Origin of the sequence: Alkalibacterium sp. f15, from assembly GCF_049389645.1 — a bacterium.
Lineage (GTDB): Bacteria > Bacillota > Bacilli > Lactobacillales > Carnobacteriaceae_A > Alkalibacterium.
On record NZ_CP186540.1, the window covers coordinates 435,527 to 461,935 of the forward strand.

The window sequence follows — 26,409 nt, forward strand, 5'->3', positions numbered from 1 at the left end:
TTTCCAACTTTCATTCTCGGTTCTTTAATTTCTGTTGTAACTGACTTAAAACGTGTAAAGCATCCAGTGGCGTAGTTGCCAACACATTCATTTTCTGCAGTTCTTCAATCACAGCTTTCTCATTTTTATCAAGCGACTCAAATAAATTCATTTGTTCCTGTGATTGAGTTTCAGCGAAATCATTGTCATCCTTCTTTTCAAAAAGATGTTCTTCTTTCTTCTCTAATTCCTTTAATATGCTTTCTGCTCTTTTTAACAACGGATGAGGTAAACCCGCTAGTTTGGCGACTTGGACACCGTAACTTTTATCTGCAGCTCCAGGTAACATTTGATGCAGAAAGACCAAGTCACCATCTTCTTCCACAGCCCCTACATGGACATTTTTCAGCTTGGGTAAACGCTCATCCAGAACTGTCAGCTCATGGTAATGTGTAGAAAACAGGGTCTTAGCTTTGATTTGATCATGGACATATTCAATAATTGCTTCAGCTAGAGCCATCCCGTCGTAAGTGGCCGTGCCTCGTCCGATCTCATCAAACAACAGGAGACTTTTTGGCGTCGCATTTTCCAATGCCTGATTTGTCTCTGTCATCTCGACCATAAAGGTACTTTGTCCACCTATCAAGTCATCCATAGCACCTATCCGTGTGTATAGACGATCGAATAATGGTAATCTTGCTTCTTCAGCCGGAACGAAACAGCCCATTTGAGCCATGATAATAATGAGAGCAAGTTGGCGCATATAGGTACTTTTACCTGACATATTAGGCCCGGTGATCAACAGGACGGATGTCTCATCAACGAGTTCAACATCATTAGGCACATAGGCTTGTTCTCCCATGACTTTCTCGACTACAGGATGTCTGCCCTTAATGATCGATACATCTTGACTATCCATTCTAAATGATGGTCTCACGTAGTTGTATTCTTCACTCACCGTAGCAAAACTTTGAAGAACGTCAATTGTCGCGATTACTTTAGCTAATCGCTGCAACCGCTCGATCTCTTCTTTCACTTGATTTCTGACCTCAACAAATAATTCGTATTCCAAGTTCTTTGATTTTTCTTCAGCTTCCAGTATAAGCGATTCTTTTTCTTTCAATTCCGGTGTACTATATCGTTCGGCATTCGAGAGCGTTTGTTTTCTTTCGTAACGACCTTCTTCCAACTTGGCTACATTGGCTTTTGATATTTCAATATAATAACCGAAAACTTTATTAAAGCCTATCTTCAGGTTTTTAATACCAGTGGCGGTTCTCTCTTTTTGTTCAAGTTCAGCCATCCATTTTTTGCCATTTGTCATGGCTTCTTTGTATTTGTCCAACTGAGGATGATAGCCCATTTTTATGATTTCTCCATCCGTTGTAGATAACGGCGGTTGCTCAACGATCGAGTGCTCAATCAGTTCTTTCACATCATCGATTGGGTCTAATTGGTTTAAGTATTTAGTCCAATGATTTTCATCATTAAGCATTTCAACGATTCCTTTTATATATGGAATCTGTTCGAGTGAATGTTTGAGTTGAACAAGGTCACGGGCGTTGACCGTTCCAAAGGCTGTGCGTCCTGCCAATCGTTCCAAATCATAAACTTTATCCAGAAGCTCTTTCAAATCATTTCTTTCGAAAAAATGATTGAGTAAACTTTCAACATAATTCATTCTCTCTTCAATCTTAGATTTTTGAATCAGCGGCTTATCCAGCCATGATTTCAACATCCGTCCACCCATAGACGTTTTAGTTTCATCTAACAACCATAATAAGGTTCCTTTTTTAGTACCATCTCTTAAGGAAGCAGATAATTCGAGGTTTCTTCTCGCTTCTTGTCCGAAAATAAGAAACTGATTTGTTTCATATTCCTCAATTTCCTGGAGATGATCTAACCTTCTCATTTGTGTATCTGATAAATAAGAGAGCAATAAATCGATTACTTTCTTTAACTGAGACTCATCAAATTTTTCGGTGAGATGTTTCAGTTCATGCATTGGCTCTTCGCTAGAAGCATGAGAGACAGACATATTCCATTTGTTTTTCAATAATTCTTGTAATTCCAGGAATTCTCCTGGTTCAAAGATGGCTTCTTTGCAGTTAAGAGAAGTCAGCTCATTTATGGCCTCATTTGAATCTTCAACACTGGTGACTTTCATTTCTCCTGTTGTTAAATCAGCGAGCGCTATGCCAATCAGTTGATCTAATTGCATTATTGCTGCAATGTAGTTATTCTCTTTGGCATCAACGGTTTTTGATTGCATCACGGTTCCGGGGGTGATGACTTGCACCACTTCTCTTTTGACCATCCCCTTACTTTCTTTGGGGTCTTCGACTTGCTCACAAATGGCTACTTTATGACCCATTTCAATCAGAGAATCAATATACCCTTTTGCAGCATGATGTGGCACACCGCACATTGGTATCCGTTCATCTGCATTTTTATTCCTACTCGTTAAAGTGAGTTCTAATAATCGAGATACTTCTACAGCATCTTCAAAGAACAGTTCATAAAAATCACCCAATCGGTAAAATAAATAAGCATACGGGTATTTCTTTTTGATTTCCAGATACTGTTGCATCATAGGCGTCTGTTTTGTTTTTTGAGGCACTTCTATCACTCTCTCATTGATTTCATAATTTTATAATTTTATAATTCGAATAATGACATGTCATCATCTATGCGTATGGCTTCTATTTTTTTAGCTTTGCCGGTACGGTCATCTATTTCAATATAACATGCATTCAACTTGCTTCTGCCTTTTTCTGGAACTTCAAATCTCTGGGGCATTTGAGTTGTGAATTTTGAAAGTATCGGTTCTTTTTTCATACCTAAAATCCCGTCGTAAAAGCCAGTCATTCCAACGTCGGTCTGATAAGCCGTTCCGCTTGGTAGTATGCGTGCATCATTTGTTTGGACATGCGTGTGCGTTCCTACGACAGCAGATACTTTACCGTCCATGAACCAACCCATGGCTTCTTTCTCACTTGTTGCTTCTGCATGGAAATCAATTAGGATGTGATCCGTACGCTTTGCAGCTTCTCTTACGAGGCTTTCACCGACTCGAAACGGATCTTCGTAATCTCCCATAAATGAACGTCCATGTAGATTTATAACCGCCAGTTCCAATTGGTTGATTTTAATGTAGGCTATCCCTTTACCCGGTACAGCAGCTGCCTCAGGATAATTTGCTGGTCTTATTAATTTTTTAGCATCGTCGATAAATTCAAAGATTTCTCTTTTATCCCAGGTGTGATTACCCATGGTGATTAAATCTACGCCGGACTGCAAAATCTCTTTATATAATTTCTCTGTAATACCTCGGCCATCTGCCGCATTTTCACCGTTGGCAATTGTTGCTTGGGGTTTATATTTTTCTTTTAATTTAGGAAGCCATTCATTTAACTTTTCTGTTCCCAAAGAACCCACGATATCTCCAATAAATAGCAGTTTCATCTTTATTCCTCATTTCTAGTCTATTGATTCATTTTAACAGTTTTAAGGTACTAAAATCAAAACAGTCTGCACATTCAATAGATCTAATTTACAGCTTTCACTAACTTATTTGTTAATCAATTAAATCAATCTCAGCTTATTTTTTTGTACAAGTATACATAGTTAATCATTAATTTAACAGTACTATGACAGGCTCAGTTTCTTTCTGCTCATGAGTTTTTCAGTTCATCCGCTAAACAGAAGAATCACGAAAGAAAGTTCCCACGATTTTTATGAACCTATCCCTTAATTAAAACCAAAATCAACACATGCTTACAGCATTAATATCTCCAACTAAGTGCGGGTAAGCTATATTCTGATCCTTTTCGTTTATTTCACTATTTCTCAATATAATAATTAACTGTCACTAACTTTCTAGGTTTCTTTAAGTAAGCTTCTATTTGAATAAAAACAGCTGAAAAAAAACCAGTCAAGAAGAAAATCTTCATTGACTGGTTTTATAATTAACTTTTACTTAGCATATTCAATTGCTCTAGTTTCGCGTATCACCGTTACTTTAATATGTCCAGGATAGTCCATATCATCTTCGATTTGTTTACGTACATCTCTCGCTAATTTGGATGCCATACTGTCATCCAATTCATCTGGCTTAACTATAATACGTATTTCTCGACCAGCTTGAATCGCATAACTTTCTTTGACACCTTTAAAGCTATTAGAGATTCTCTCTAGATTACCAAGTCTTTGTAAATAATTCTCTAAGGATTCACTTCTTGCTCCTGGTCTTGCAGACGAAATAGAATCTGCCGATTCGACTAAGACAGCAATGACTGATGTTGGATCAACATCACCATGATGGGATGCAATCGCGTTAACAACAGTTTCATTTTCCTGATACTTCATAGCTAATTGAGCTCCGATTTCAACATGCGAACCTTCAACTTCACTATCTAAAGCTTTCCCTATATCATGAAGTAATCCGGCACGTTTTGCTAATTGAACATCTTCGCCTAGTTCTGCAGCCATTACACCAGCAAGTTTTGCGACCTCAATTGAATGATTCAATACATTCTGACCATAACTTGTTCTAAAGTGCAAACGTCCGACAACTTTCATTAAATCAGGATGAATGGAGTGAATACCAAGTTCAAACATGGCTTCTTCACCAATTTCTCTGATTCGTTCGTCCATTTCTTTACGTGACTTTTCTACAGCCTCTTCAATTCTACCTGGATGAATGCGTCCATCAGAAATCAGTTTTTCCAAAGCCATTTTAGCCGTTTCTCTTCTAATTGGATCATATCCACTTAGTATGACAGCTTCAGGTGTGTCATCAATAATCAAGTCCATACCTGTTAGACTTTCAAGTGTTCTGATATTGCGTCCTTCACGACCGATAATACGACCTTTCATATCATCGTTCGGTAAATTGATTACACTAACAGTTGACTCTGTAACTTGGTCAGCAGCACAGCGTTGAATCGCTTGAGTGACAATGTTTTTCGCTTTTTTATCAGCATCCATTTTTGCCTGATCCTCAAAACGTTTTACCATGATGGCCATTTCACGAGTTAACTCTTTTTCGGTCTGTTTGAGCACGACAGATTTTGCCTCTTCTTCTGATAAACCTGCAATAGTTAGAAGTTTTTCGTTTTGTTCTTCTAATAAATCTTTTGCAGCTTGCTCCAGCTCTTCCACTTTTTTCTGACGAGCAGACAATTTATCATCTCTGCTTTGCAATGAACTTTCTCTTTTATCTATAGTAGTCTCTTTACGCTCTAAGTTATCTTCTCTTTGCGCAATTCTACTTTCTTGTCGAGACACTTCAGATCGACGTTCTTTTAGCTCCCACTCTGCTTCTGTTCGATAAGAATGGATTTCTTCCTTTGCCTCCAGCAACGCTTCTTTTTTCAGAGTTTCAGCTTCTTTGTTTGCGTCTTCAATAATGTCTTCAGCTGTTTGTTTAGAATTAGCTAATCTTTTTTCAAAGCTTTGTTTCGTAATATAAGATCCTGAGACTAAACCAATGATTAAAGCAACGATAGCGAAGGCTATTGAAAGTATGTCCATCTAATCACCTCCGTATCATTATTTAGTTTTCATGCAATAAAAAATAATCAGATATTTCATTAATTGATAATATCGTATTTTAGTTATAGTACACGATGACGTTTACTTTATAAATTAAAGAAACATACTACACTAATTTTATAGTTCTTTGCATGTTCTGTCAACATAGTTTTTATTTTAGTCTAGTTATAAATGAATTAGCATTTATAACCCATTTAACTATTTAATTAAAAAAGTTGAATTTCTGTTTCAGAAAAGTCTGAACATGGAAATTCAACTTAATTTAATTACGCTAGTCTGCTTTCAAAGCTTTTACCTCTTTTGGCTCTTTTGCTTTTGATTCTTTTGGCTCTTTTGCTTCTTTTGGCTCTTTTGCTTTTTCTTCTACTTGGACTGCTTCTTCATCACCGACGCCGAATGCAGCTCTAACTTTTTTCTCAATTTCAGCTCTAAGATCAGGATGGTCTTTTAAATACTGTTTTGCATTTTCTCTTCCTTGACCAATTCTTTCATCGCCATATGAGTACCATGCACCAGCCTTGTCGATAATATCTACTTCAGCTCCCATATCCACTATTTCACCGATTTGTGAAATCCCTTCTCCGTACATAATATCAACCAAAGCAAGTTTAAATGGTGGCGCCACTTTATTTTTAACTACTTTAATTTTAGTACGGTTACCAGTCATGTCAGTCCCCATCTTAATGGATTCTCCACGTCTTACTTCTAAACGAACTGTAGAATAAAATTTCAGTGCACGACCACCAGGGGTTGTTTCTGGATTACCGAACATTACACCAACTTTTTCACGGATTTGATTGATGAATAAACAGATGGTTTTGGTTTTATTGATTGATCCAGATAATTTACGTAGTGCTTGTGACATTAAACGGGCTTGTAAGCCAATATGGGTATCTCCCATTTCGCCATCTATTTCTGCTCTAGGCACTAACGCCGCCACTGAGTCAATAACAACGATATCAACTGCTCCACTTGAGACTAATGCATCAGTGATTTCTAGTGCTTGTTCGCCGGTATCAGGTTGAGATAGGAGTAATTCGTCAATATTTACGCCTAGTGCACTAGCATATTTAGGATCTAAGGCATGCTCGGCATCAATAAATGCAGCAATACCGCCATTGGCTTGTACTGAAGCTATAGCGTGAAGAGCCACGGTTGTTTTACCCGAACTTTCCGGTCCATAAACTTCAATGATTCTCCCTCTAGGATAGCCACCTATTCCAAGCGCTACATCTAATGCCAAGGAGCCACTGGAAACAGATTTTATCTGCGTATCAATTTTCTCTCCCATTTTCATTATAGAGCCCTTACCATATGCTTTTTCTATTTTTTTTAATGCTACTTCTAAAGCTTTTGCGCGATCATCTGCCATTTATTTTCCTCCTACAATTTTAACTATCTCATACGTGTTTTTGTTATCTTCACTCTTTATATTTTAACCTTCACAACAAAAAAAATCAAGCATTTTTCGAACGTTTATTCGCTTTAGCTGTTTTCTTGAAAATAAACCCGATTATCAATTGGTTTATCTAGTAACATACGTCTAACTAATTCATGTGCATTGAGCACAGCCGAACGTCTGTTTTCGTTTCGTTTATATTTGAAATGAAAGTGTTTAGCAAAGGATTTTTCCCCTTTATATGAGAGGCCAATCCATACCGTTCCTGGACTCTGATTTTCTATGGAACTCGGACCCGCTACGCCCGTTAGACCTACACCAATATCAGCATTAAACATCTTTCTTGATTTTTCTGCCATTTCGATTGCACATTCTGGACTCACTACTCCAAATTTATTGATCGTCTCTTCAGTGACTTTCAGTATTTTATTTTTTTTATCAGAGCTATAGGTGACTATCCCACCCTCAAATACTGATCCAGCAGAACTGTCAGAAGAAAGCGAGCTTATAAATGCACCTCCAGTTAAACTTTCTGCAGCTGTAATAGTCAATTCTTTTTCCAAAAGTAAATCTCTTACTACTTCATTCAATCTCTTTTTTCCATAGCCAAAGAAATAATCTGATAATCGAGCAGTAATTTGTGCTTCTATCTTATTGATTGCTTCATTTCCATCCTCTTCGGTTTCTCCTTTTGCAGTTAATCTTACAGTAATGTCCCCTTCATCTGTATTTATAGCAACTGTCATGTTTGTTACTGCTTTAACTATAGACTCAATTTTTTCAGTTACTTGTGCTTGCGTTATACCGAAAAATCTTAAAACACGGGACACTAAAATCTGCTCAGTTAAAACCAGTTTAATTAATTCATCCTTTAAATGTTTTTTTACCACAAATCGTAGAACGTCCGGTTGTCCTGGTAATAAAACGTATTGATGGTCATTATGATTCAATATCATTCCAACTACTAGACCTGCATCATTTTCCAGTGGTATTGATTCTACTGTTATTGAAGTTGGCAACTGATTATTTTCTGACATTTCAAAGTACGAACTTTTTTGATAGGTGATGTTATTCTTTCCTATTTCTTCAACCAGCCTTAAGTCTCTAGCTAAATGATTAACGAGTGTCTGCTTTGTAATATCATCTTCCATTGACCCTAAACCACCTGATATTATAATTAGACCCACTCGTTCTTCTGCGTTTTTAATGGCCTCCTTTAAGTGATCCGGATTATCCCCTACAGTTTCATGATAAAAAACATCTATGCCCAAAGCGACTAGCTCTCTTGATATAAAAGCAGCATTTGTATTAACGACTTGTCCTGATAAAAGTTCTGTTCCAATTGAAATGATTACAGCTCGCAAAGCGATTCCTCCTACTATAACTATTGACTAGTTAAAAAAATTCTCACTTTTTTATTTTATTATATCCCTATTTTTTTACGGGTTTAAACTATAAATACTAAAAAAAGCTTAAAAAGTTATATCAAACTTCTTAAGCTTTTTGATTAAGTTATGGGTTTAGCTTGAAAATGTTCCTTTAAAGACAAACCGTGCTTCATTGAAATACAAAACACCAGAATAGATTGTGAAAAACAGACAAATATACAACAACACTGTGCCTACTGGTATTCCAGTTAAGGCAAGAGGGAAATCGTCTAGAAACAGAAATATGATAGCTAGCATTTGAGTGTTTGTTTTTATTTTGCCGGGCCAGGCTGCTGCCATAACTTGCCCACCCTGTTCTACTAACAACAGACGCAATCCAGTAACAGCCAGCTCACGGGAAACGATAACGGCTACGATCCAGGCCGGCGCTAATGATAACTCAATTAAAAACACTAAAGCAGTCATGACCAACATTTTATCTGCCAAAGGATCTGCAAATTTACCGAAATTGGAGACAATATTCATCTTTCTGGCCAAATATCCATCCAACCAATCAGTAAAACTGGCTACGGAAAAAACTAGTGCGGCAATTAAATGATTGAGTTCAATGGTCGAAGACAAGACATCGATGGATCCCCAATCAGACGGAATAATTAAGATGATTATAAATATTGGTATCAAAAATATGCGAAAAAGAGTTATTTTATTTGGTAAATTCACGCTTAAAACCTCCACATTCCTAAAAAAAAGACCAGATGTCAAGTCATTAAACACTGGTCTAAATTATTTGTTTATTCAAATTCTAAAAACACTTCTTGTCGGACCTTTTCATTTCCTGAAGACTTGTAAGGAACCTCCTGATCATTCAATAAAATGCTCGTCGTAGATGCATTTCCAATAACAATAGCAATGTTTGATGCTGTATCATCAAAACTAGTGATAAGTGATTCTCCGTCTTCTATCAATCCTTGATTCGCTGTTTCACCATCAACGGTTATACTTACCCAGGAATCTCCACCTTCAGATGTCAAAACCACTTGCTGTTCTGACGGATGATTACCTGATATTGAATAGGTTGTGGCTGTATCCGTGCTAGTTGTTTCATCTATTGCTTGCTTTTCGTCAGTTTCTTCTTCATCATCAGAATTTTCTTCGCTATCTTCTTCTTGGTTCGTTATATCATCTTGATTTTCTTCCTCATTCGTTGTTTCGTCTTCATCCTCACCGATGATCGCCTCTTCATTATCATCTACTTCAATGACAGACGCTGACTCATCTTCCTTAATAAACGAGTCGAAATCAGAATTATCAACCGTTGTAACAGCCAAATAAATAGCGAAAATTATAGCTATCACTAATATAATAATCAGCAGTGTCGGTAAGCTGTCTCTTAGTGTGGCAACAAACCCACTTTTTTTACTTTTTGATCTTGTTTGAGATTTATCAACACTTTTTGTATAACTCGTATTATTTTGAGTCTGAGGTAAAGCATCCATATGTTCTTGAATTAAAGCTTCCCCATTCAAACCGACAGAATCAGCATATTGCTTTATGAACGCCCGTGCGTAAAAATTCCCCGGTAATACTTCTAGATTGCCCTCTTCTACGGCAATTAAATATCTTTTTTGTATTTTAGTCATTTGTTGTAAGTCATCTAAGGTATATCCCTTAGCTTTTCTAGCTTCTTTAAGTTTATCTCCTATTTCGTTCAATCAATTCCACCTACCTAGCATAATTCTTTCGCGAAATATATAGTTCGAATTAAAATTTTTTTATTATAAATTATTTATTCAAGCTAATACCTATCCTTGAAAAGTATACCATACGAAATTAAGTGAGTATAGAGTATCTGCAGGATTATAATTAAAGCTCAGTACTTTTTTGTAAAGATTATATTTGTTTATAGTGAAATAATTTATTGGTTTTTGTCAGCAAATCGAATTGGATTAACTGTTATGAGGTTTGACTGAGAACACAGATATTGCTTCTTCTTTAAAATAATCACGTGCAATGTTTTTAACCTCTTCAAATGTAATAGACTCCAGTACAGATAAGCTATCAAAAATCGTGATTTCTTCAAAGGGTAATTCTACAAACTTATGGGCAATAGATTCTAATGAATTTAACTCTTGAATGTACTGACCAGTTAATTTTTTCTTGATCAGAGAAAAATGCTCAATTGTCATATCTTGACTCCATTCATCGTCAAGCAAAACATGTTTAATGCTCGAAGCTAAGTTTTCAGGAAACTTAGTGTCTCCACCTATGCTGACATAATCAAAACTTCTTTCAAAAATATAATCGAAACTAAAGCTATCATCAATTAATTCATCATTATACAAAGATAAGTATGTTGACGATGTGTCACCAAAGAGTAAGTCTAACAGAATTTCCATTTTAATTATATGTCGAAGTGCTGCTTTTTCTTTTAAATTGTATTTATCACCTTTCACACCTACTAACACTTTAGGTATGTTTACTGGAAATTGTGTTTCTCTATATTTTAGAATATCGGTTTCAGACTCATCAGGAAATGAACGGTCGATAGCTACAGGAGGTAGAAACGTTTTTGGTTCTTGATTCTCTTTGACGTATTTTATGGCTTCGTTCGGAATTAAATTCCCTATCAAGATCAATTGAATATTGCTAGGATGATAGAAGGTATCATAATTTGTCATCAGCATTCCAACATCAATAGACTGGATACTTTCAACTGTACCAGCCACATCTATTCGCAAGGGGTGTTTTGGATATAGATTTTCAATTAAACCCAGAGATAAATTCCAGTCAGGATCATCTTTATACATCTGTATTTCCTGAGTGATGATGCTTTTCTCATCTTCCACTGAACGTTGTGTAAAATGAGGAGTTTGAACAAAATTTAAAAGAGCATCGATATTCTGTTGTAACTTAGATGTGAAAGAACACATATAAGCAGTTTTTGTATTGCTCGTATATGCATTTACTGATGCTCCTTGAGAAGAAAATATATTTGAAACATCACCATCTTTCGTTTCAAATAGTTTATGCTCCAAGAAATGAGCAATACCACAAGGGAAGATTTTATATTCAGATTCTCCTCTTGGGATAAACATTTGATCTACAGAACCAAAGTCGACAAATAGTACAGCGTATATCTTTTTATACTCTTTTTTTGGTATTAATTTCACTTGTAACCCATTTTCCAATTTTTCAGTATAAATATTTTCTTCTAAGTGTTTATATGCTTTCATGTCCACTAATTATTCTCTCCAATTAATATATAAGTTGCTTTAAGATCTATTAATCCAGCTAAATCAATGATCTCTTCTCTTGAAACTGAATCCAGCTTTTCGATCCACTCGTTTAATGACAAATGTTCTCGTCCAATTAATTCTAAACTAAAGGCTCTCTCTACCATGGAATATGGGGTATCATCTATTTGAAATAATTCGTTTTTAATAACTTCTTTTGTTTGTTCTATTTCATTCTCTGAGAAGAGACCATTTTTTATCTCTTCTAATTGATCCAATATTATTGATTGCACGTTATCGACTTCTTCACTCTCAATACCTGCGTAAATAAATAACAAGCCTCTATACACATCCACTTCACTTGAAATAGAATAAGCTAAATTTTCTTTTTCTCTCACGATTTGGAATAATTTAGAATGAGGCATAGCACCAAGAAGACCGTTGAAGATCAATCCCGCATAATAATACTGATTATGATAATATATTGGCGTTTTCAATCCCATTGTTAACAATGTCTGATTGATCTCTTGCGTTTCTATTTTTTTAACAAATGGCTTGTTTTTATCATCTTCATAAAAAGGATTCTCATTTATTAATTCACGGGGCTTGAAATCGAATGGATGTAACGTTCTCAATATAGTAGACTCTGTAATATTGCCAACTACATATATATCTAGTTGGTCCTCATTCAGCATCTCCAAATAAGTATCAAATAGATTTGTGGGAGTTATATCGTTTAAATCAGACTCTTGTCCATAACTTGTCATCTGTTGCTCTCTAGTGTGAAAATACAGATTATTCAGCTTGTCTTCAGCATATACTGCTTTATCATCGTACCGTGATGCGAATTCATCTCTCAATTTATCCACTTCTCTATTAAAAGTTGCTTCTTGAAAATGTCCATCAATCACGTTAGGAAAAAAGATGACCTGATATAAAAATTTCATTACTTCATCAACTATCCCAGTCTCATTTATAACTTTTTCATCAACACATTCTATGTTCAATGACAACACATGGTAATTCCCGTATCTAGCCACGTCTGTAAAAAAATTAGCTCCGTACAATTCACTGAGTCTTCTTCTAAAATCAATTTGAGTTGGATAAAGCTTACTATTGATATCCATTAGATTCGCTAAAAGAGCACGTTTAGTTACTTTTTTTTCTTGAAGTCGTGTTTTAAACCTAAATTGGATAGATATTGTTTTAAACTTTTTAGTTGGCAGAATATGTAAATGTATCCCTTCCCCAATTTTCACCATTTTACTCCTCCATAATGTATATTTATTAATACATTTAAAATGATAAAAAAATACAGGATTTCAAAAGAAATCCTGTATTTTCACCACTTTATTTTACAAACTTTAATAGTTGCTCGATTTTATCTGTTTCTTCCCATGGTAACTTAATATCTGTCCTGCCAAAATGACCGTAAGAAGCAGTTTGTTTATAGATTGGCCGCTTAAGATCCAACATCTTGATAATCCCTGCTGGCCTTAAATCAAATATGTGTCTTATCGCATTGATCAATAGTGTATTGGAAGCTTTACCCGTTCCAAATGTATCGATGGAAATGGATACTGGTTGTGCAACACCAATGGCGTAAGCCAGTTGAACTTCTACTTTATCAGCTAAATCAGCTGCAACAATATTTTTAGCAATGTATCTTGCTGCATAACTTGCAGAACGATCAACTTTAGTAGCATCCTTACCCGAGAAGGCTCCTCCGCCATGACGAGCATATCCACCATACGTATCTACTATAATTTTCCGACCTGTCAATCCGGCATCTCCTTGAGGACCTCCTATTACAAAGCGACCTGTTGGATTGATATAATACTTCGTGTCCCCATCCAAATATTTTTCTGGAATAACTGGCTTAATTACTTTTTCTATTATATCATCTTTTAATTGTTCAATCGTTATATCCGGATGATGTTGTGTACTAATCACGATTGCATCTACACGAAAAGGTTTTTCATCTTCCCCGTACTCTACTGTAACTTGTGCTTTACCATCTGGCCTCAGATAACTAAGCTCTTTATTTTTTCTTACAGTTGCTAATTGTCTTGTTAATTTGTGACTTAAAGATATAGGAAGTGGCATTAACTCCTCTGTTTCATTAGTAGCATAGCCGAACATCAATCCTTGATCTCCAGCCCCTATTTTATCTAGTTCATCATGATTTTCCGACTTGTATTCAACAGAGTCGTCGACGCCCACCGCAATATCCGGTGATTGGTCATCAATAGACACGAGGACAGCACAGGTATCAGCATCGAAGCCGTACTTTGCACGCGTATAGCCAATTTCCCTGATTGTATCTCTAGCAACTTTTTGCATGTCGACATAAGTTTCCGTGCGAATCTCGCCGGCGATTAAAACCAATCCAGTTGTTACGATTGTTTCACAAGCCACACGAGCATCCGGATCTTTAGATAATATGTCATCCAAGATTGCATCACTGATTTGATCTGCTATTTTATCAGGGTGCCCTTCTGTCACTGATTCTGATGTAAATAATCTTTTTTCCGTCATTATTATTCCCCCTTGTTTTATCGGTTACAAGGCTTCCGACCGGTTGTGGCCGTCCTATCGGGAATTCTTTGTAAACCTTTATCATTTTAACATATAACGATAAAAGAATCATTGAAATTCGTAGAATCTTCTCTAATCAAGCTTATCTTCTGTTCAATATGAATTTGTGGTAAAATAATTAAAAATATTGTTTTATGAAAGTAGTGGTTGAGTGACGGACTATAATACCTTTTCCAAAAGAGATAAGCTTTATCCTATAACTTCCAGCATAGTCGGAGTTTCTTTTGCACAACTGCTCACTGATATAACCTTACTACCCATTTTGGGATTAGCAATCTATATATATACTAATATATGGCTAAAAAATTATTGGATCGCAAAAAATAAACCACCTCTATATTCAAACGAAAAAATAGTACTTTCAATCTTATTGATTATTGGAATCATCTCCTATTTCAGCTTAAGTTATTCTTTACTCGCTCTCCCGATTCTTCTTATTTTATCGTTTTTCATACAAACTAAATTCATGTTTATGCATTTTAAATTGAACCATATGTATACTTTTCTGTATACATATGTGCTTATAATCATTCTTAATCTTCTTTCATATTACTTCCAGCTGCGTTATTTATCCCTGTCTATATCATTGAATATCTTTTCAACGATCACAGTTCTATTTTTCTTGTTGAAAATCGTTCAAAAACATTTAAACAACAATAGCAAGTAAGAAAATAAAAAAGAGACATTAGGAAATGGCGGTTACACCATTACTTAACGTCTCTTTTGTCTGTTCGAATACAATGCAACATGAAATTCCCGACCGTAGATCGTAGAATTATGGTTTCAATACTAACTACTTTCGCATTAGCTATGGCGCAGGACAGAGTCGAACTGCCGACACACGGAGCTTCAATCCGTTGCTCTACCAACTGAGCTACTGCGCCAAAAAACGGTCCCGACGGGATTCGAACCCGCGATCTCCTGCGTGACAGGCAGGCGTGATAACCGCTACACTACGGGACCATCAAAAAAATATAGTTTACACTGTGGGATTTCCCAAATGTATCATGGCCGTAACAGCTAAAGCGCCAACAGCCATAACAAAGGAGGATGTGGGATTCGAACCCACGCGCGTTTTGACACGCCTGACGGTTTTCAAGACCGTTCCCTTAAGCCGGACTTGGGTAATCCTCCATGTGAAATTAATAAACAACACCTAAGTGTTGTTTGATGACCCCTACGGGATTTGAACCCGTGATTCCGCCGTGAAAGGGCGGTGTCTTAACCACTTGACCAAGGGGCCTAAAATATAAAAAAACGGAGAAGGAGGGATTTGAACCCTCGCGCCGGCGAAACCGGCCTACACCCTTAGCAGGGGCGCCTCTTTAGCCACTTGAGTACTTCCCCATATCAATAAAAATTGATATAAATGGGCCTAAGTGGACTCGAACCACCGACCTCACGCTTATCAGGCGTGCGCTCTAACCAGCTGAGCTATAGGCCCTAAATGACTTTGTTATACAATTTGTATAAAGCGGGTGAGGAGAATCGAACTCCCGACGTCAGCTTGGAAGGCTGGGGTTTTACCACTAAACTACACCCGCATATCTTTTTCTTAACGGTCCCGACGGGATTCGAACCCGCGATCTCCTGCGTGACAGGCAGGCGTGATAACCGCTACACTACGGGACCAGTTGAAAACTCTATACGATAAACTTTGGACTATCGTCCAAGTGTACCATTTATGTAAACTTTAAAGCGTCAACAATCATGGTAATTGCGGAGGCAGGACTTGAACCTGCGACCTCCGGGTTATGAGCCCGACGAGCTGCCAACTGCTCTACTCCGCGATAATAGTAAAATATTATTAAAATGGACCTTGCAGGACTCGAACCTGCGACCGAACGGTTATGAGCCGTTTGCTCTAACCAACTGAGCTAAAGGTCCGCTTCCATAGCGGCGGAGGGAGTCGAACCCACGACCTCACGGGTATGAACCGTACGCTCTAGCCAGCTGAGCTACACCGCCATTTTAACTTTAATAAATCGGGAAGACAGGATTCGAACCTGCGACCCCCTGGTCCCAAACCAGGTGCTCTACCAAGCTGAGCCACTTCCCGTACTTTTTGTTACGTGTTGCATGCACCCTAGAGGACTTGAACCTCTAACCGCCTGATTCGTAGTCAGGTACTCTATCCAATTGAGCTAAGGGTGCTCCATCTAAATAATATAGATAATGCCGAGGGCCGGAGTCGAACCGGCACGGAGAATACTCTCCGCAGGATTTTAAGTCCTGTGCGTCTACCAATTCCGCCACCCCGGCATGGGATACCATTGATTAACAATGAGAATTGGAAAGCGAAAGACGGGATTCGAACCCGCGACCCCCACCTTGGCAAGGTGATGTTCTACCACTGAACTACTTTCGCACGAAGATGCCGGCTAAAGGAATCGAACCCTCGACCCACTGATTACAAATCAGTTGCTCTACCAACTGAGCTAAGCCGGCTAAATATTAATGAGAAACACTCATGCGGATGGAGGGACTTGAACCCCCACGCCGTGAAGCGCTAGATCCTAAATCTAGTGCGTCTGCCAATTCCGCCACATCCGCTAGTTTCTCTATGCTATATGAGCCGTGCTGGGCTCGAACCAGCGACCCTCTGATTAAAAGTCAGATGCTCTACCAACTGAGCTAACGGCTCTTGAAAAAATGGAGGTTAACGGGCTCGAACCGCTGACCCTCTGCTTGTAAGGCAGATGCTCTCCCAACTGAGCTAAACCTCCGGGTAATCTATAAAAATAAAAGAGCTGCACGGCAACGTCCTGCTTTCACAAAGGGAAACCCTTCACTATCCTCGGCGCTGGGAAGCTTAACGGCTGTGTTCGGAATGGGAACAGGTGGATCCTTCCCGCCATCGCCACCGCACAGTGACTCTTCTTATTTAGATGAGAACCTTGTTCTCTCAAAACTAGATAGTTGATCTTACACACACACAAAGGAGTCAACACAACTCCACATCATACCCTTATCCCACCTTTGGTGGTTAAGTCCTCGACCGATTAGTACTGGTCCGCTCCACATATCACTACGCTTCCACTTCCAGCCTATCTACCTGATAATCTTTCAGGGGTCTTACTTCCTTAAAGGAATGGGAGATCTCATCTTGAAGGGGGCTTCACGCTTAGATGCTTTCAGCGTTTATCCTTTCCACACATAGCTACCCAGCGATGCCAATGGCTTGACAACTGGTACACCAGCGGTATGTCCATCCCGGTCCTCTCGTACTAAGGATAGCTCTTCTCAAATCTCCAACGCCCGCGACGGATAGGGACCGAACTGTCTCACGACGTTCTGAACCCAGCTCGCGTACCGCTTTAATGGGCGAACAGCCCAACCCTTGGGACCGACTACAGCCCCAGGATGCGATGAGCCGACATCGAGGTGCCAAACCTCCCCGTCGATGTGAACTCTTGGGGGAGATAAGCCTGTTATCCCCAGGGTAGCTTTTATCCGTTGAGCGATGGCCCTTCCATACGGTACCACCGGATCACTAAGCCCGACTTTCGTCCCTGCTCGACTTGTAGGTCTCGCAGTCAAGCTCCCTTTGCCTTTACACTCTACGAATGATTTCCAACCATTCTGAGGGAACCTTTGGGCGCCTCCGTTACATTTTAGGAGGCGACCGCCCCAGTCAAACTGTCCATCTGACACTGTCTCCCGACCGGTTAACGGTCGTGGGTTAGAGTGGCCATACAGCGAGGGTAGTATCCCACCAACGCCTCCACCAAGACTGGCGTCCTGGCTTCATAGGCTCCTACCTATCCTGTACAAGCTGTACAGACACTCAATATCAAACTACAGTAAAGCTCCATGGGGTCTTTCCGTCCTGTCGCGGGTAACCTGCATTTTCACAGGTACTATAATTTCACCGAGTCTCTCGTTGAGACAGTGCCCAAATCGTTACACCTTTCGTGCGGGTCGGAACTTACCCGACAAGGAATTTCGCTACCTTAGGACCGTTATAGTTACGGCCGCCGTTTACTGGGGCTTCAATTCAGAGCTTCGCCGAAGCTAACCCTTCCTCTTAACCTTCCAGCACCGGGCAGGTGTCAGCCCCTATACATCTTCTTTCGAATTAGCAGAGACCTGTGTTTTTGGTAAACAGTCGCTTGGGCCTATTCACTGCGGCTGACCAATTGGTCAGCACCCCTTCTCCCGAAGTTACGGGGTCATTTTGCCGAGTTCCTTAACGAGAGTTCTCTCGATCACCTTAGGATTCTCTCCTCGACTACCTGTGTCGGTTTGCGGTACGGGCAGCCTACTTCTAACTAGAAGCTTTTCTTGGCAGTGTGACATCAGATGCTTCGGTACTCTAATTCCCTCCCCATCACAACTTGTCCGTGCGAGAAAAAGCATTTGACTCTTTCTCAGACTTATTGCTTGGACACGCTATTCCATCAGCGTGCTCATCTTAGCCTTCTGCGTCCCTCCATTGTTCAAACAAAGCAGACTGGTACAGGAATCTCTACCTGTTGTCCATCGCTTACGCCTTTCGGCCTCAGCTTAGGTCCCGACTAACCCTGGGAGGACGAGCCTTCCCAGGAAACCTTAGTCATTCGGTGGACGGGATTCTCACCCCGTCTTTCGCTACTCATACCGGCATTCTCACTTCTAAGCGCTCCACAAGTCCTCACGATCTTGCTTCAACGCCCTTAGAACGCTCTCCTACCATAGAACCATTGGTTCTATCCGTGGCTTCGGCACCTTGTTTAGCCCCGATACATTTTCGGCGCAGGGCCACTCGACTAGTGAGCTATTACGCACTCTTTAAATGATGGCTGCTTCTGAGCCAACATCCTAGTTGTCTAAGCAGCCCCACATCCTTTTCCACTTAACAAGAATTTGGGGCCTTAGCCGACGGTCTGGGCTGTTTCCTTTCCACTACGGATCTTATCACTCGCAGTGTGACTCCCGGATCTACATCTGTGGCATTCGGAGTTTATCAGGATTCGGTAACCCGATAAGGGCCCCTAGTCCAAACAGTCGCTCTACCTCCACGATGCATATTATCCGAGGCTAGCCCTAAAGCTATTTCGGAGAGAACCAGCTATCTCCAAGTTCGATTGGAATTTCTCCGCTCCACACCTCATCCCAGCACTTTTCAACGTACACGGGTTCGGGCCTCCAGTGCATTTCACTGCACCTTCACCCTGGACATGGGTAGGTCACTTGGTTTCGGGTCGACGACGGCATACTCAACGCCCTATTCAGACTCGCTTTCGCTGCGGCTCCACCTCTTCGGCTTAACCTTGCATGTCATCGTCACTCGCCGGTCCATTCTACAAAAGGTACGCCATCACCCATTAACGGGCTCTGACTACTTGTAAGCACACGGTTTCAGGTGCTGTTTCACTCCCCTTCCGGGGTTCTTTTCACCTTTCCCTCACGGTACTGGTTCACTATCGGTCACTAGGTAGTATTTAGGCTTGGGAGATGGTCCTCCCGGATTCCGACGGAATTTCTCGTGTTCCGCCGTACTCAGGATACCGGCTAGGCAAGTTTGAATGTCGCATACGGGGCTTTCACCCTGTCTCGCATGACTTTCCAGTCATTTCTGCTATTCGCTCTCGTCCATGTCGCCAGTCCTACAACCCCAAAAGGCAAGCCTTTTGGTTTGGCCTCTTCCCGTTTCGCTCGCCGCTACTCAGGGAATCGCATTTGCTTTCTCTTCCTGCAGGTACTTAGATGTTTCAGTTCCCTGCGTTACCTTATCCATAGCTATGTATTCACTACAGATATATCACTTGATGAAAAGTGATGGGTTCCCCCATTCGGAAATCTCCGGATCAAAGCTTACTTACAGCTCCCCGAAGCATATCGGCGTTAGTCCCGTCCTTCATCGGCTCCTAGTGCCAAGGCATTCACCGTGCGCCCTTATTCACTTAACCTGACGGTTAAGGGTATTTATAGCGCTGAGTGTCTTGTCTAAACAAGACGGTCTCAGTTTTATTTTGTTTCGGTGTTGTGTCTTAACTTTTGTGTTTGTTATATAATCAACTATCTAGTTTTCAAAGAACAAAGATTGAAGGAAACCTATCCCTCAAAACTAAACAAAGTAATCATCAAATGTGTAGGCTCCGTTTGCCCTAATGGCAATATCCTTAGAAAGGAGGTGATCCAGCCGCACCTTCCGATACGGCTACCTTGTTACGACTTCACCCCAATCATCCATCCCACCTTCGGCGGCTGGCTCCCCTAAGGGTTACCCTACCGACTTCGGGTGTTACAAACTCTCGTGGTGTGACGGGCGGTGTGTACAAGACCCGGGAACGTATTCACCGCGACGTTCTGATTCGCGATTACTAGCGATTCCAGCTTCATGCAGGCGAGTTGCAGCCTGCAATCCGAACTGAGAATGGCTTTAAGAGATTGGCTAGACCTTGCGGTTTTGCGACTCGTTGTACCATCCATTGTAGCACGTGTGTAGCCCAGATCATAAGGGGCATGATGATTTGACGTCATCCCCGCCTTCCTCCGGTTTATCACCGGCAGTCTCGCTAGAGTGCCCAACTGAATGCTGGCAACTAACAATAAGGGTTGCGCTCGTTACGGGACTTAACCCAACATCTCACGACACGAGCTGACGACAACCATGCACCACCTGTCACTCTGTCCCCGAAGGGAAAGCCCAATTTCTTGGGTTGTCAGAGGATGTCAAGATCTGGTAAGGTTCTTCGCGTTGCTTCGAATTAAACCACATGCTCCACCGCTTGTGCGGGTCCCCGTCAATTCCTTTGAGTTTCAGCCTTGCGGCCGTACTCCCCAGGCGGAGTGCTTAATGCGTTAGCTCCAGCACTGAAGGGCGGAAACCCTCCAACACTTAGCACTCATCGTTTACGGCGTGGACTACCAGGGTATCTAATCCTGTTTGCTCCCCACGCTTTCGAGCCTCAGCGTCAATTACAGACCAGAAAGTCGCCTTCGCCACTGGTGTTCCTCCATATATCTACGCATTTCACCGCTACACATGGAATTCCACTTTCCTCTTCTGCATTCAAGTCTACCAGTTTCCAATGACCCTCCACGGTTGAGCCGTGGGCTTTCACATCAGACTTAATAGACCGCCTGCGCTCGCTTTACGCCCAATAAAAATCCGGACAACGCTTGTCACCTACGTATTACCGCGGCTGCTGGCACGTAGTTAGCCGTGACTTTCTGGTTAGATACCGTCAAGGAGGTGCCAGTTACTACACCTCTTGTTCTTCTCTAACAACAGAGCTTTACGATCCGAAAACCTTCATCACTCACGCGGCATTGCTCCATCAGGCTTTCGCCCATTGTGGAAGATTCCCTACTGCTGCCTCCCGTAGGAGTCTGGGCCGTGTCTCAGTCCCAGTGTGGCCGATCACCCTCTCAGGTCGGCTACGTATCAATGCCTTGGTAAGCCATTACCTTACCAACTAGCTAATACGCCGCGGGGCCATCCATAAGCGATAGCCGAAGCCATCTTTAATGATTAAAGCATGCGCTAAAATCACCTATGCGGTATTAGCACCCGTTTCCGGATGTTATCCCCCTCTTATGGGCAGGTTCCCCACGTGTTACTCACCCGTTCGCCACTCTTCCGCACTCTGCAAGCAGAGTGCTTCATCGTTCGACTTGCATGTATTAGGCATGCCGCCAGCGTTCGTCCTGAGCCAGGATCAAACTCTCAATTTTAAGTTTGAAATAGCTCGTGTTACATAATTCCGAGTTAAACATGTTAACTCGTTTGTGTTGCCTTGGCCCAATAAATTGGACACAAGACACCTGCACATTTGATTGTTTACTTTGTTCAGTTTTCAAAGATCTATTTCGTTCAATCGCTGACGACGTGATGTGTCAACTCGTATAATATTACAGGCTTTCAATTCGATTGTCAAGAACTTTTTTTAAATTATTTATAATTAATTTAAAGTTTGTAAGCGTTACCTTTAGCTCTACGACAACTACTTGAGTATACCTTGTCATGGTTTAAAAGTCAACCACAAAATATTATTTCTTTGCTACGAAATATATTAATACGTTTTGTAGCAACGAGAATAATCTTAACAGGTTACTGTTACATAGTCAACAACATTTTTAAAATAATTACTCATTTTCCCAAAAGTACAAATGATAGTCTTGCAAGTCTTCTCCATTATCATATTGTTCTATAGAGCCCACTTGATTGAATTCATTATTTGTATAAAAAGCATTTAAATATCTATTGGACGCAACACAATCCAAGCGAAGTCCAGATTTCTTCTCCAATCTAGCAACTTCTTTCGCTTTATCTAATAATAAGCTGCCAGTATTTTTCCCATGCGCACCCTCTGATAGTGCCAAACGGTGCAAATAAAATACGTCATTTGTTTCGTCTCTTCCCCAAAAAGCTTCATCCCAAGCTGTTTGTTTACTCCATAAGGCAAATGTTCCTATTAAAGAACTGGAATTATAAACCAGATAAACTTCCTTACGTTTAATTGCTTCTTCTATATTGTGCACATCTTCGCCTTTTAGCAAACCGGCCCATTGTGTAGACCCTTTATTATTTAGCCATTTTGCCGTTTTAAATAACAGTGTTTTTATTATGTTTAGATCTGCTATTTGTGCCTGGACCACTTTTATATCTTCCATAATCACTTCTCCTCAATATAGTTGTTTAAATAATAGAATACACGAAATAAAAAAAAGAGAAAAGAGTCAAGACTCTTTTCTCTTTATAATTACTTTTAAAGTCTATTGTTTAATTCCTTCGCTAAGTCTTCAAAACCTGGTTTACCTAATAAAGCAAACATATTTTTTTTGTAAGCTTCCACTCCGGGTTGGTCAAATGGATTCACACCATTCATATAACCAGAAACGGCTACAGCAACTTCGAAGAAATAAAAGAGATATCCTAGTGTATATGCTGAAGTATCCGGGATCGTTAAAACAAAGTTTGGAACCTCGCCGTCTGTGTGAGCTAATAAGGTTCCTTCAAAAGCTTTTGTATTAACAAAATCAATTTCTTTACCTTCTAGGTAACCTAAACCATCTAGATCTTCTTTTTCTTTAGGAATAGTCAGAGATTTTTTTGGTTTTTCAACTTTGATAACTGTTTCAAACAAGTTTCTTCTACCTTCTTGGATGTATTGTCCTAAAGAGTGTAAATCAGTAGAGAAGTTTGCACTGGATGGGTAAATGCCTTTTTGGTCTTTACCTTCGGATTCTCCAAATAATTGTTTCCACCACTCTGATATATACTGTAGGTTTGGCTCATAATTAACTAATAATTCAGTCACTTTACCTTTTCTATAAAGAATATTTCTTAAAGCAGCATACTGATATGCGCTGTTTCCCGATATCTTATCGTCAGAAAAATCTTGACGCGCTTGATTTGCACCTTCCATTAATTTATCAACATCGCCACCACCAACAGCGATAGGCAATAATCCAACAGCTGTTAATACAGAAAAACGTCCACCGACATCATCTGGAATAACAAATGATTCATAACCTTCAGCGTCTGCTAATGATTTCAAAGCACCTTTTTCTTTATCTGTTGTAGCAAAGATACGTGTTCTGGCTTCCTCTTCACCGTACTTTTCATTCAATAAGTTTTTAAACACTCTAAACGCTAACGCCGGTTCTGTCGTTGTTCCCGATTTAGAAATGATGTTAACTGAAAAATCTTTTTCTCCAATAACTTCAATAAGATCTGTTAAATAAGTTGAGCTTATGTTATTCCCTGCAAAGAATATTTGAGGGGTTTCACGTTTATCTGAATTCAAAGAATTATAGAAGTTATGATTTAAAAAGTCTAATGCTGCTTTAGCACCTAGATATGATCCGCCGATACCGATAACCACAAGAATCTCTGAATCTAATTTAATTTTTTGAGCAGCTTTTTTGATACGACTAAATTCTTCTTTATCATAATCCATAGGCAGATCTACCCAACCTAAGAATTCGTTACCTGGACCAGTTTTTTCGCGTAACAGTTGATGCGCAGCGCTCACTTGTGATTGCATGTATTCTAATTCTTCATTTTTAATAAATTGACCCATAACTTTAGAGTCATCAAACGTGATATATGACATAAAATAATTCCTCCATTTTTTTAAATTATATAAGTAAAAATTGCGGTACTCCAGATATCTTCCACTCTTCAAGGGTGGACATGATGTTATCTGAATGTACCCATGACAAACCACTATCTTCTATTAACAACTCATCAGGTGATAAGATGTTCTCATCTTCATAAATAAAGACAAATAAGGGAACCCGATTATCATTTACTATAGCATTAGTTAACTCATTCAACTCTAATTTCTCTATCTCAATGTTTACGAGTTCTTTTAATCTGCTAATCATACAAGCAAGTCCTGTTTTTTTAGGCTCAATCCTTGTCGCTGGAAACGAATAACCATTTTCCTCTTTTTTAACTAAAAAGACATATCTACCGTCTGAATCTTTAACTAAAATCGTACTAGCTACATGGTGATTATCCTTGATCAACATCATCCACACCCTTCTACTGCTATATTTTAAGGTCGCTTTATTTTCTCTTTCCTTCTATTTCTTTTAAAGCTTGTTGTGTCCACTTAGGCATTTTATCATCAATTGATTTAAATCCAACACCTGTTTTTTTACCATATCTAGAAATGTTTTTACGATTTGAAAAAGGATGATACTTAGGTTTTTGCAGACTTCTAAGTGACAAACTTATTTTTTGTGAATATTCATCTATGTCCATTATCATAACATCTATTTCATCACCTTTAGAAACAATCTCTGCAATATCCTTTATATACCCATGTTTTAATTCAGAGATATGAACAAGGCCCTGTGTTTCATCATCAATGGAAATGAAAGCTCCGTACGGTTGAATCCCTGTGACAGTTCCCCTTACTTTTTGGCCGATTTTGTAAGCCATGAACTCACCTCTTTACTTTCATTATATGAGTGAATTTATCATTAAATAGTATAGCATGAATGTAACTATTTGGGAAATACTCTTCAGGGAAATACCTTGCTATAATTGGTCATATGCAAGATACTGGAACTATAAAAACAACTCGAAGGAGCGATTGTATGGACTTTGATAAAGTGATAAACCGAAAAGATACTGGCTGCATAAAATGGGACAGAGCCGAAAAAATATTCGGCCGGGCTGATGTACTGCCTATGTGGGTCGCCGATATGGATTTTGATAATGCCAAACCAATAAAAGATGCCCTTAGATCTGTTATCGATAAAGAAGTACTAGGGTACACTTTTCCCCAAGATTCACTTTTTGAAGCTATTATTAATTGGCAAAGAGAAAATCACAATATGGAAGTAAAAAGAGAACACATCATGCTATCCCCCGGCGTATTATCTTCAATAGCTGTTGTCGTACAAGCCTTGTCAAATCCTGGAGACAGCGTGTTGATTCATGATCCAGTGTATACTCCATTCTTTTCAATGGTAAATAAAAACAACCGACATGTTTACCGTACCCCCCTAAAACTTGAACACGGACAGTACACAATGGATTTTAAAAATATAGAAAAATATTTTAAAACAGTAGAAAATATAAAGTTATTCATTATTAGTAATCCTCACAATCCAGGTGGTCGCGTATGGTCAAAAGAAGAACTTACTGAACTGGTAGAATTGTGTAAGAAATATAGCGTTATTTTAATTAGTGATGAAATCCATAGCGATCTAGTCTATAGCGATAAAACCTGCACTTCACCAGTAACCCTAGACGAATCCTATAAAAAATGGGTAGTAACACTTCATTCCGCAACGAAAACATTCAATATTGCTGGAGTTAAAGCTTCATTCATAGTGGCTTTCGATGATGAATTAAGAGCAAAAATCATTGAGGTTCAAGAAGAAACAGAACTAGATATCGTTAATACGTTCGGGATGAAGGCCACAGAAGCTGCTTTTTCCAGCTCAAAAGATTGGCACAAACAATTATTATTGAAATTAGAAGCGAACAGATCTATGGTAACCAATTTTTTTGATACTCAACTTCCCAATGTTTCATACATGGTTCCTGAAGCCACCTACCTCTTTTGGTTTGACTCCTCAAATCTAAATATTGAAGATGAAAAATTGAGGGAGACATTCGCTCAAGTGGGTAAAATCGGATTAAATGACGGATTAAGTTATGGCCCTAATGGTAAATCCTATATGCGTTTAAACTTCGCGGTTCCTAATTCACTTTTGGAGGACGGCCTTAACAGAATAAAAATAGTCTTTGATCACTTTGCTCAGTAAGCCTTTCAATTCAAATAAAAAACACGATTCTCAAAAA

The 26,409-nt window shown here is 39.4% G+C and carries 15 protein-coding genes, 19 tRNA genes, 3 rRNA genes and 1 riboswitch; of the genes, 1 reads left to right on the top strand and 36 read right to left on the bottom strand.

From position 1 onward, the window contains the following. Window positions 1-10 precede the first annotated feature (10 nt). The 36 genes from mutS to ACO1PF_RS02380 all read right to left on the bottom strand — a co-directional run bounded on the left by mutS (window position 11) and on the right by ACO1PF_RS02380 (window position 25,035). A complete protein-coding gene (gene mutS / locus ACO1PF_RS02205) occupies window positions 11-2,599 on the bottom strand; it encodes a DNA mismatch repair protein MutS (RefSeq protein ID WP_423189745.1) in 2,589 nt (862 codons plus the stop codon). A 38-nt stretch (window positions 2,600-2,637) separates the two neighbouring features. After that, entirely contained in the window at window positions 2,638-3,444 is an 807-nt protein-coding gene (locus ACO1PF_RS02210) for a TIGR00282 family metallophosphoesterase (protein ID WP_423189746.1), read from the bottom strand. A gap of 510 nt (window positions 3,445-3,954) precedes the next feature. Next, complete coding sequence (gene rny, locus ACO1PF_RS02215) at window positions 3,955-5,514, bottom strand: ribonuclease Y (protein WP_423189747.1); 1,560 nt, start codon at window positions 5,512-5,514, stop codon at window positions 3,955-3,957. 292 nt (window positions 5,515-5,806) lie between these two features. Further along, the gene (gene recA, locus ACO1PF_RS02220) at window positions 5,807-6,907 is read right to left on the bottom strand and encodes a recombinase RecA (RefSeq protein ID WP_423189748.1); all 1,101 of its coding nucleotides are present in this window, start codon (window positions 6,905-6,907) and stop codon (window positions 5,807-5,809) included. A 113-nt stretch (window positions 6,908-7,020) separates the two neighbouring features. Further along, a complete protein-coding gene (locus tag ACO1PF_RS02225; protein ID WP_423189749.1) occupies window positions 7,021-8,298 on the bottom strand; it encodes a competence/damage-inducible protein A in 1,278 nt (425 codons plus the stop codon). Window positions 8,299-8,454: 156 nt separating this feature from the next. After that, complete coding sequence (gene pgsA, locus ACO1PF_RS02230) at window positions 8,455-9,042, bottom strand: CDP-diacylglycerol--glycerol-3-phosphate 3-phosphatidyltransferase (RefSeq protein WP_423189750.1); 588 nt, start codon at window positions 9,040-9,042, stop codon at window positions 8,455-8,457. Window positions 9,043-9,113: 71 nt separating this feature from the next. Continuing rightward, complete coding sequence (locus tag ACO1PF_RS02235; protein ID WP_423189751.1) at window positions 9,114-10,034, bottom strand: helix-turn-helix domain-containing protein; 921 nt, start codon at window positions 10,032-10,034, stop codon at window positions 9,114-9,116. 234 nt (window positions 10,035-10,268) lie between these two features. Further along, complete coding sequence (gene yfmH, locus ACO1PF_RS02240) at window positions 10,269-11,555, bottom strand: EF-P 5-aminopentanol modification-associated protein YfmH (protein ID WP_423190485.1); 1,287 nt, start codon at window positions 11,553-11,555, stop codon at window positions 10,269-10,271. Between the two features lie 5 nt (window positions 11,556-11,560). Further along, a complete protein-coding gene (gene yfmF, locus ACO1PF_RS02245; RefSeq protein ID WP_423189752.1) occupies window positions 11,561-12,817 on the bottom strand; it encodes an EF-P 5-aminopentanol modification-associated protein YfmF in 1,257 nt (418 codons plus the stop codon). Window positions 12,818-12,905: 88 nt separating this feature from the next. Next, window positions 12,906-14,093 carry a methionine adenosyltransferase gene (metK, locus tag ACO1PF_RS02250; RefSeq protein ID WP_423189753.1) on the bottom strand — a complete coding sequence of 396 codons (1,188 nt, stop codon included), beginning with the start codon at window positions 14,091-14,093 and terminating at the stop codon, window positions 12,906-12,908. Beyond that, window positions 14,091-14,172: riboswitch (SMK box riboswitch) on the bottom strand. (Overlaps the previous gene by 3 nt.) 792 nt (window positions 14,173-14,964) lie before the next feature. Further along, window positions 14,965-15,037 (bottom strand) — tRNA-Phe (locus ACO1PF_RS02255). A gap of 6 nt (window positions 15,038-15,043) precedes the next feature. Further along, window positions 15,044-15,116: transfer RNA gene (locus ACO1PF_RS02260), tRNA-Asp, on the bottom strand. Window positions 15,117-15,197: 81 nt separating this feature from the next. Beyond that, window positions 15,198-15,287, bottom strand: a tRNA-Ser gene (locus ACO1PF_RS02265). 37 nt (window positions 15,288-15,324) lie between these two features. Next, window positions 15,325-15,396, bottom strand: a tRNA-Glu gene (locus ACO1PF_RS02270). 15 nt (window positions 15,397-15,411) lie between these two features. Further along, window positions 15,412-15,500, bottom strand: a tRNA-Ser gene (locus tag ACO1PF_RS02275). A gap of 23 nt (window positions 15,501-15,523) precedes the next feature. Then, window positions 15,524-15,597 (bottom strand) — tRNA-Ile (locus ACO1PF_RS02280). 29 nt (window positions 15,598-15,626) lie between these two features. Beyond that, window positions 15,627-15,697: transfer RNA gene (locus ACO1PF_RS02285), tRNA-Gly, on the bottom strand. Between the two features lie 15 nt (window positions 15,698-15,712). Then, a tRNA-Asp gene (locus tag ACO1PF_RS02290) sits at window positions 15,713-15,785 on the bottom strand. A gap of 85 nt (window positions 15,786-15,870) precedes the next feature. Further along, window positions 15,871-15,943: transfer RNA gene (locus tag ACO1PF_RS02295), tRNA-Met, on the bottom strand. A 23-nt stretch (window positions 15,944-15,966) separates the two neighbouring features. Then, a tRNA-Ile gene (locus tag ACO1PF_RS02300) sits at window positions 15,967-16,040 on the bottom strand. A gap of 7 nt (window positions 16,041-16,047) precedes the next feature. Next, window positions 16,048-16,121, bottom strand: a tRNA-Met gene (locus ACO1PF_RS02305). A gap of 17 nt (window positions 16,122-16,138) precedes the next feature. Then, a tRNA-Pro gene (locus ACO1PF_RS02310) sits at window positions 16,139-16,212 on the bottom strand. A gap of 21 nt (window positions 16,213-16,233) precedes the next feature. Continuing rightward, window positions 16,234-16,307: transfer RNA gene (locus ACO1PF_RS02315), tRNA-Arg, on the bottom strand. 22 nt (window positions 16,308-16,329) lie between these two features. After that, a tRNA-Leu gene (locus ACO1PF_RS02320) sits at window positions 16,330-16,415 on the bottom strand. Between the two features lie 34 nt (window positions 16,416-16,449). Next, window positions 16,450-16,521, bottom strand: a tRNA-Gly gene (locus tag ACO1PF_RS02325). A 7-nt stretch (window positions 16,522-16,528) separates the two neighbouring features. Further along, a tRNA-Thr gene (locus ACO1PF_RS02330) sits at window positions 16,529-16,601 on the bottom strand. 23 nt (window positions 16,602-16,624) lie between these two features. Beyond that, window positions 16,625-16,706, bottom strand: a tRNA-Leu gene (locus tag ACO1PF_RS02335). Window positions 16,707-16,724: 18 nt separating this feature from the next. Next, window positions 16,725-16,797 (bottom strand) — tRNA-Lys (locus ACO1PF_RS02340). 9 nt (window positions 16,798-16,806) lie between these two features. Next, window positions 16,807-16,879 (bottom strand) — tRNA-Val (locus ACO1PF_RS02345). 26 nt (window positions 16,880-16,905) lie between these two features. Beyond that, window positions 16,906-17,021: ribosomal RNA gene (gene rrf / locus ACO1PF_RS02350) — 5S ribosomal RNA — on the bottom strand. A gap of 114 nt (window positions 17,022-17,135) precedes the next feature. Continuing rightward, window positions 17,136-20,044: ribosomal RNA gene (locus ACO1PF_RS02355) — 23S ribosomal RNA — on the bottom strand. 217 nt (window positions 20,045-20,261) lie between these two features. Further along, window positions 20,262-21,815, bottom strand: a 16S ribosomal RNA gene (locus tag ACO1PF_RS02360). The 16S, 23S and 5S rRNA genes sit together here with 19 tRNA genes alongside, the layout of an rRNA operon. A gap of 411 nt (window positions 21,816-22,226) precedes the next feature. Next, complete coding sequence (locus tag ACO1PF_RS02365) at window positions 22,227-22,754, bottom strand: GNAT family N-acetyltransferase (protein ID WP_423189754.1); 528 nt, start codon at window positions 22,752-22,754, stop codon at window positions 22,227-22,229. 95 nt (window positions 22,755-22,849) lie between these two features. Further along, complete coding sequence (locus ACO1PF_RS02370; RefSeq protein ID WP_423189755.1) at window positions 22,850-24,199, bottom strand: glucose-6-phosphate isomerase; 1,350 nt, start codon at window positions 24,197-24,199, stop codon at window positions 22,850-22,852. 25 nt (window positions 24,200-24,224) lie between these two features. After that, window positions 24,225-24,623, bottom strand: coding sequence for an NUDIX hydrolase (locus ACO1PF_RS02375; protein ID WP_423189756.1), 399 nt, complete (start codon window positions 24,621-24,623; stop codon window positions 24,225-24,227). Between the two features lie 34 nt (window positions 24,624-24,657). Beyond that, complete coding sequence (locus ACO1PF_RS02380) at window positions 24,658-25,035, bottom strand: CvfD/Ygs/GSP13 family RNA-binding post-transcriptional regulator (protein WP_423189757.1); 378 nt, start codon at window positions 25,033-25,035, stop codon at window positions 24,658-24,660. A 158-nt stretch (window positions 25,036-25,193) separates the two neighbouring features. On the opposite strand from ACO1PF_RS02380, the gene ACO1PF_RS02385 reads away from it, so the two are divergent. Continuing rightward, entirely contained in the window at window positions 25,194-26,372 is a 1,179-nt protein-coding gene (locus tag ACO1PF_RS02385) for a MalY/PatB family protein (RefSeq protein WP_423189758.1), read from the top strand. Window positions 26,373-26,409 lie beyond the last annotated feature (37 nt).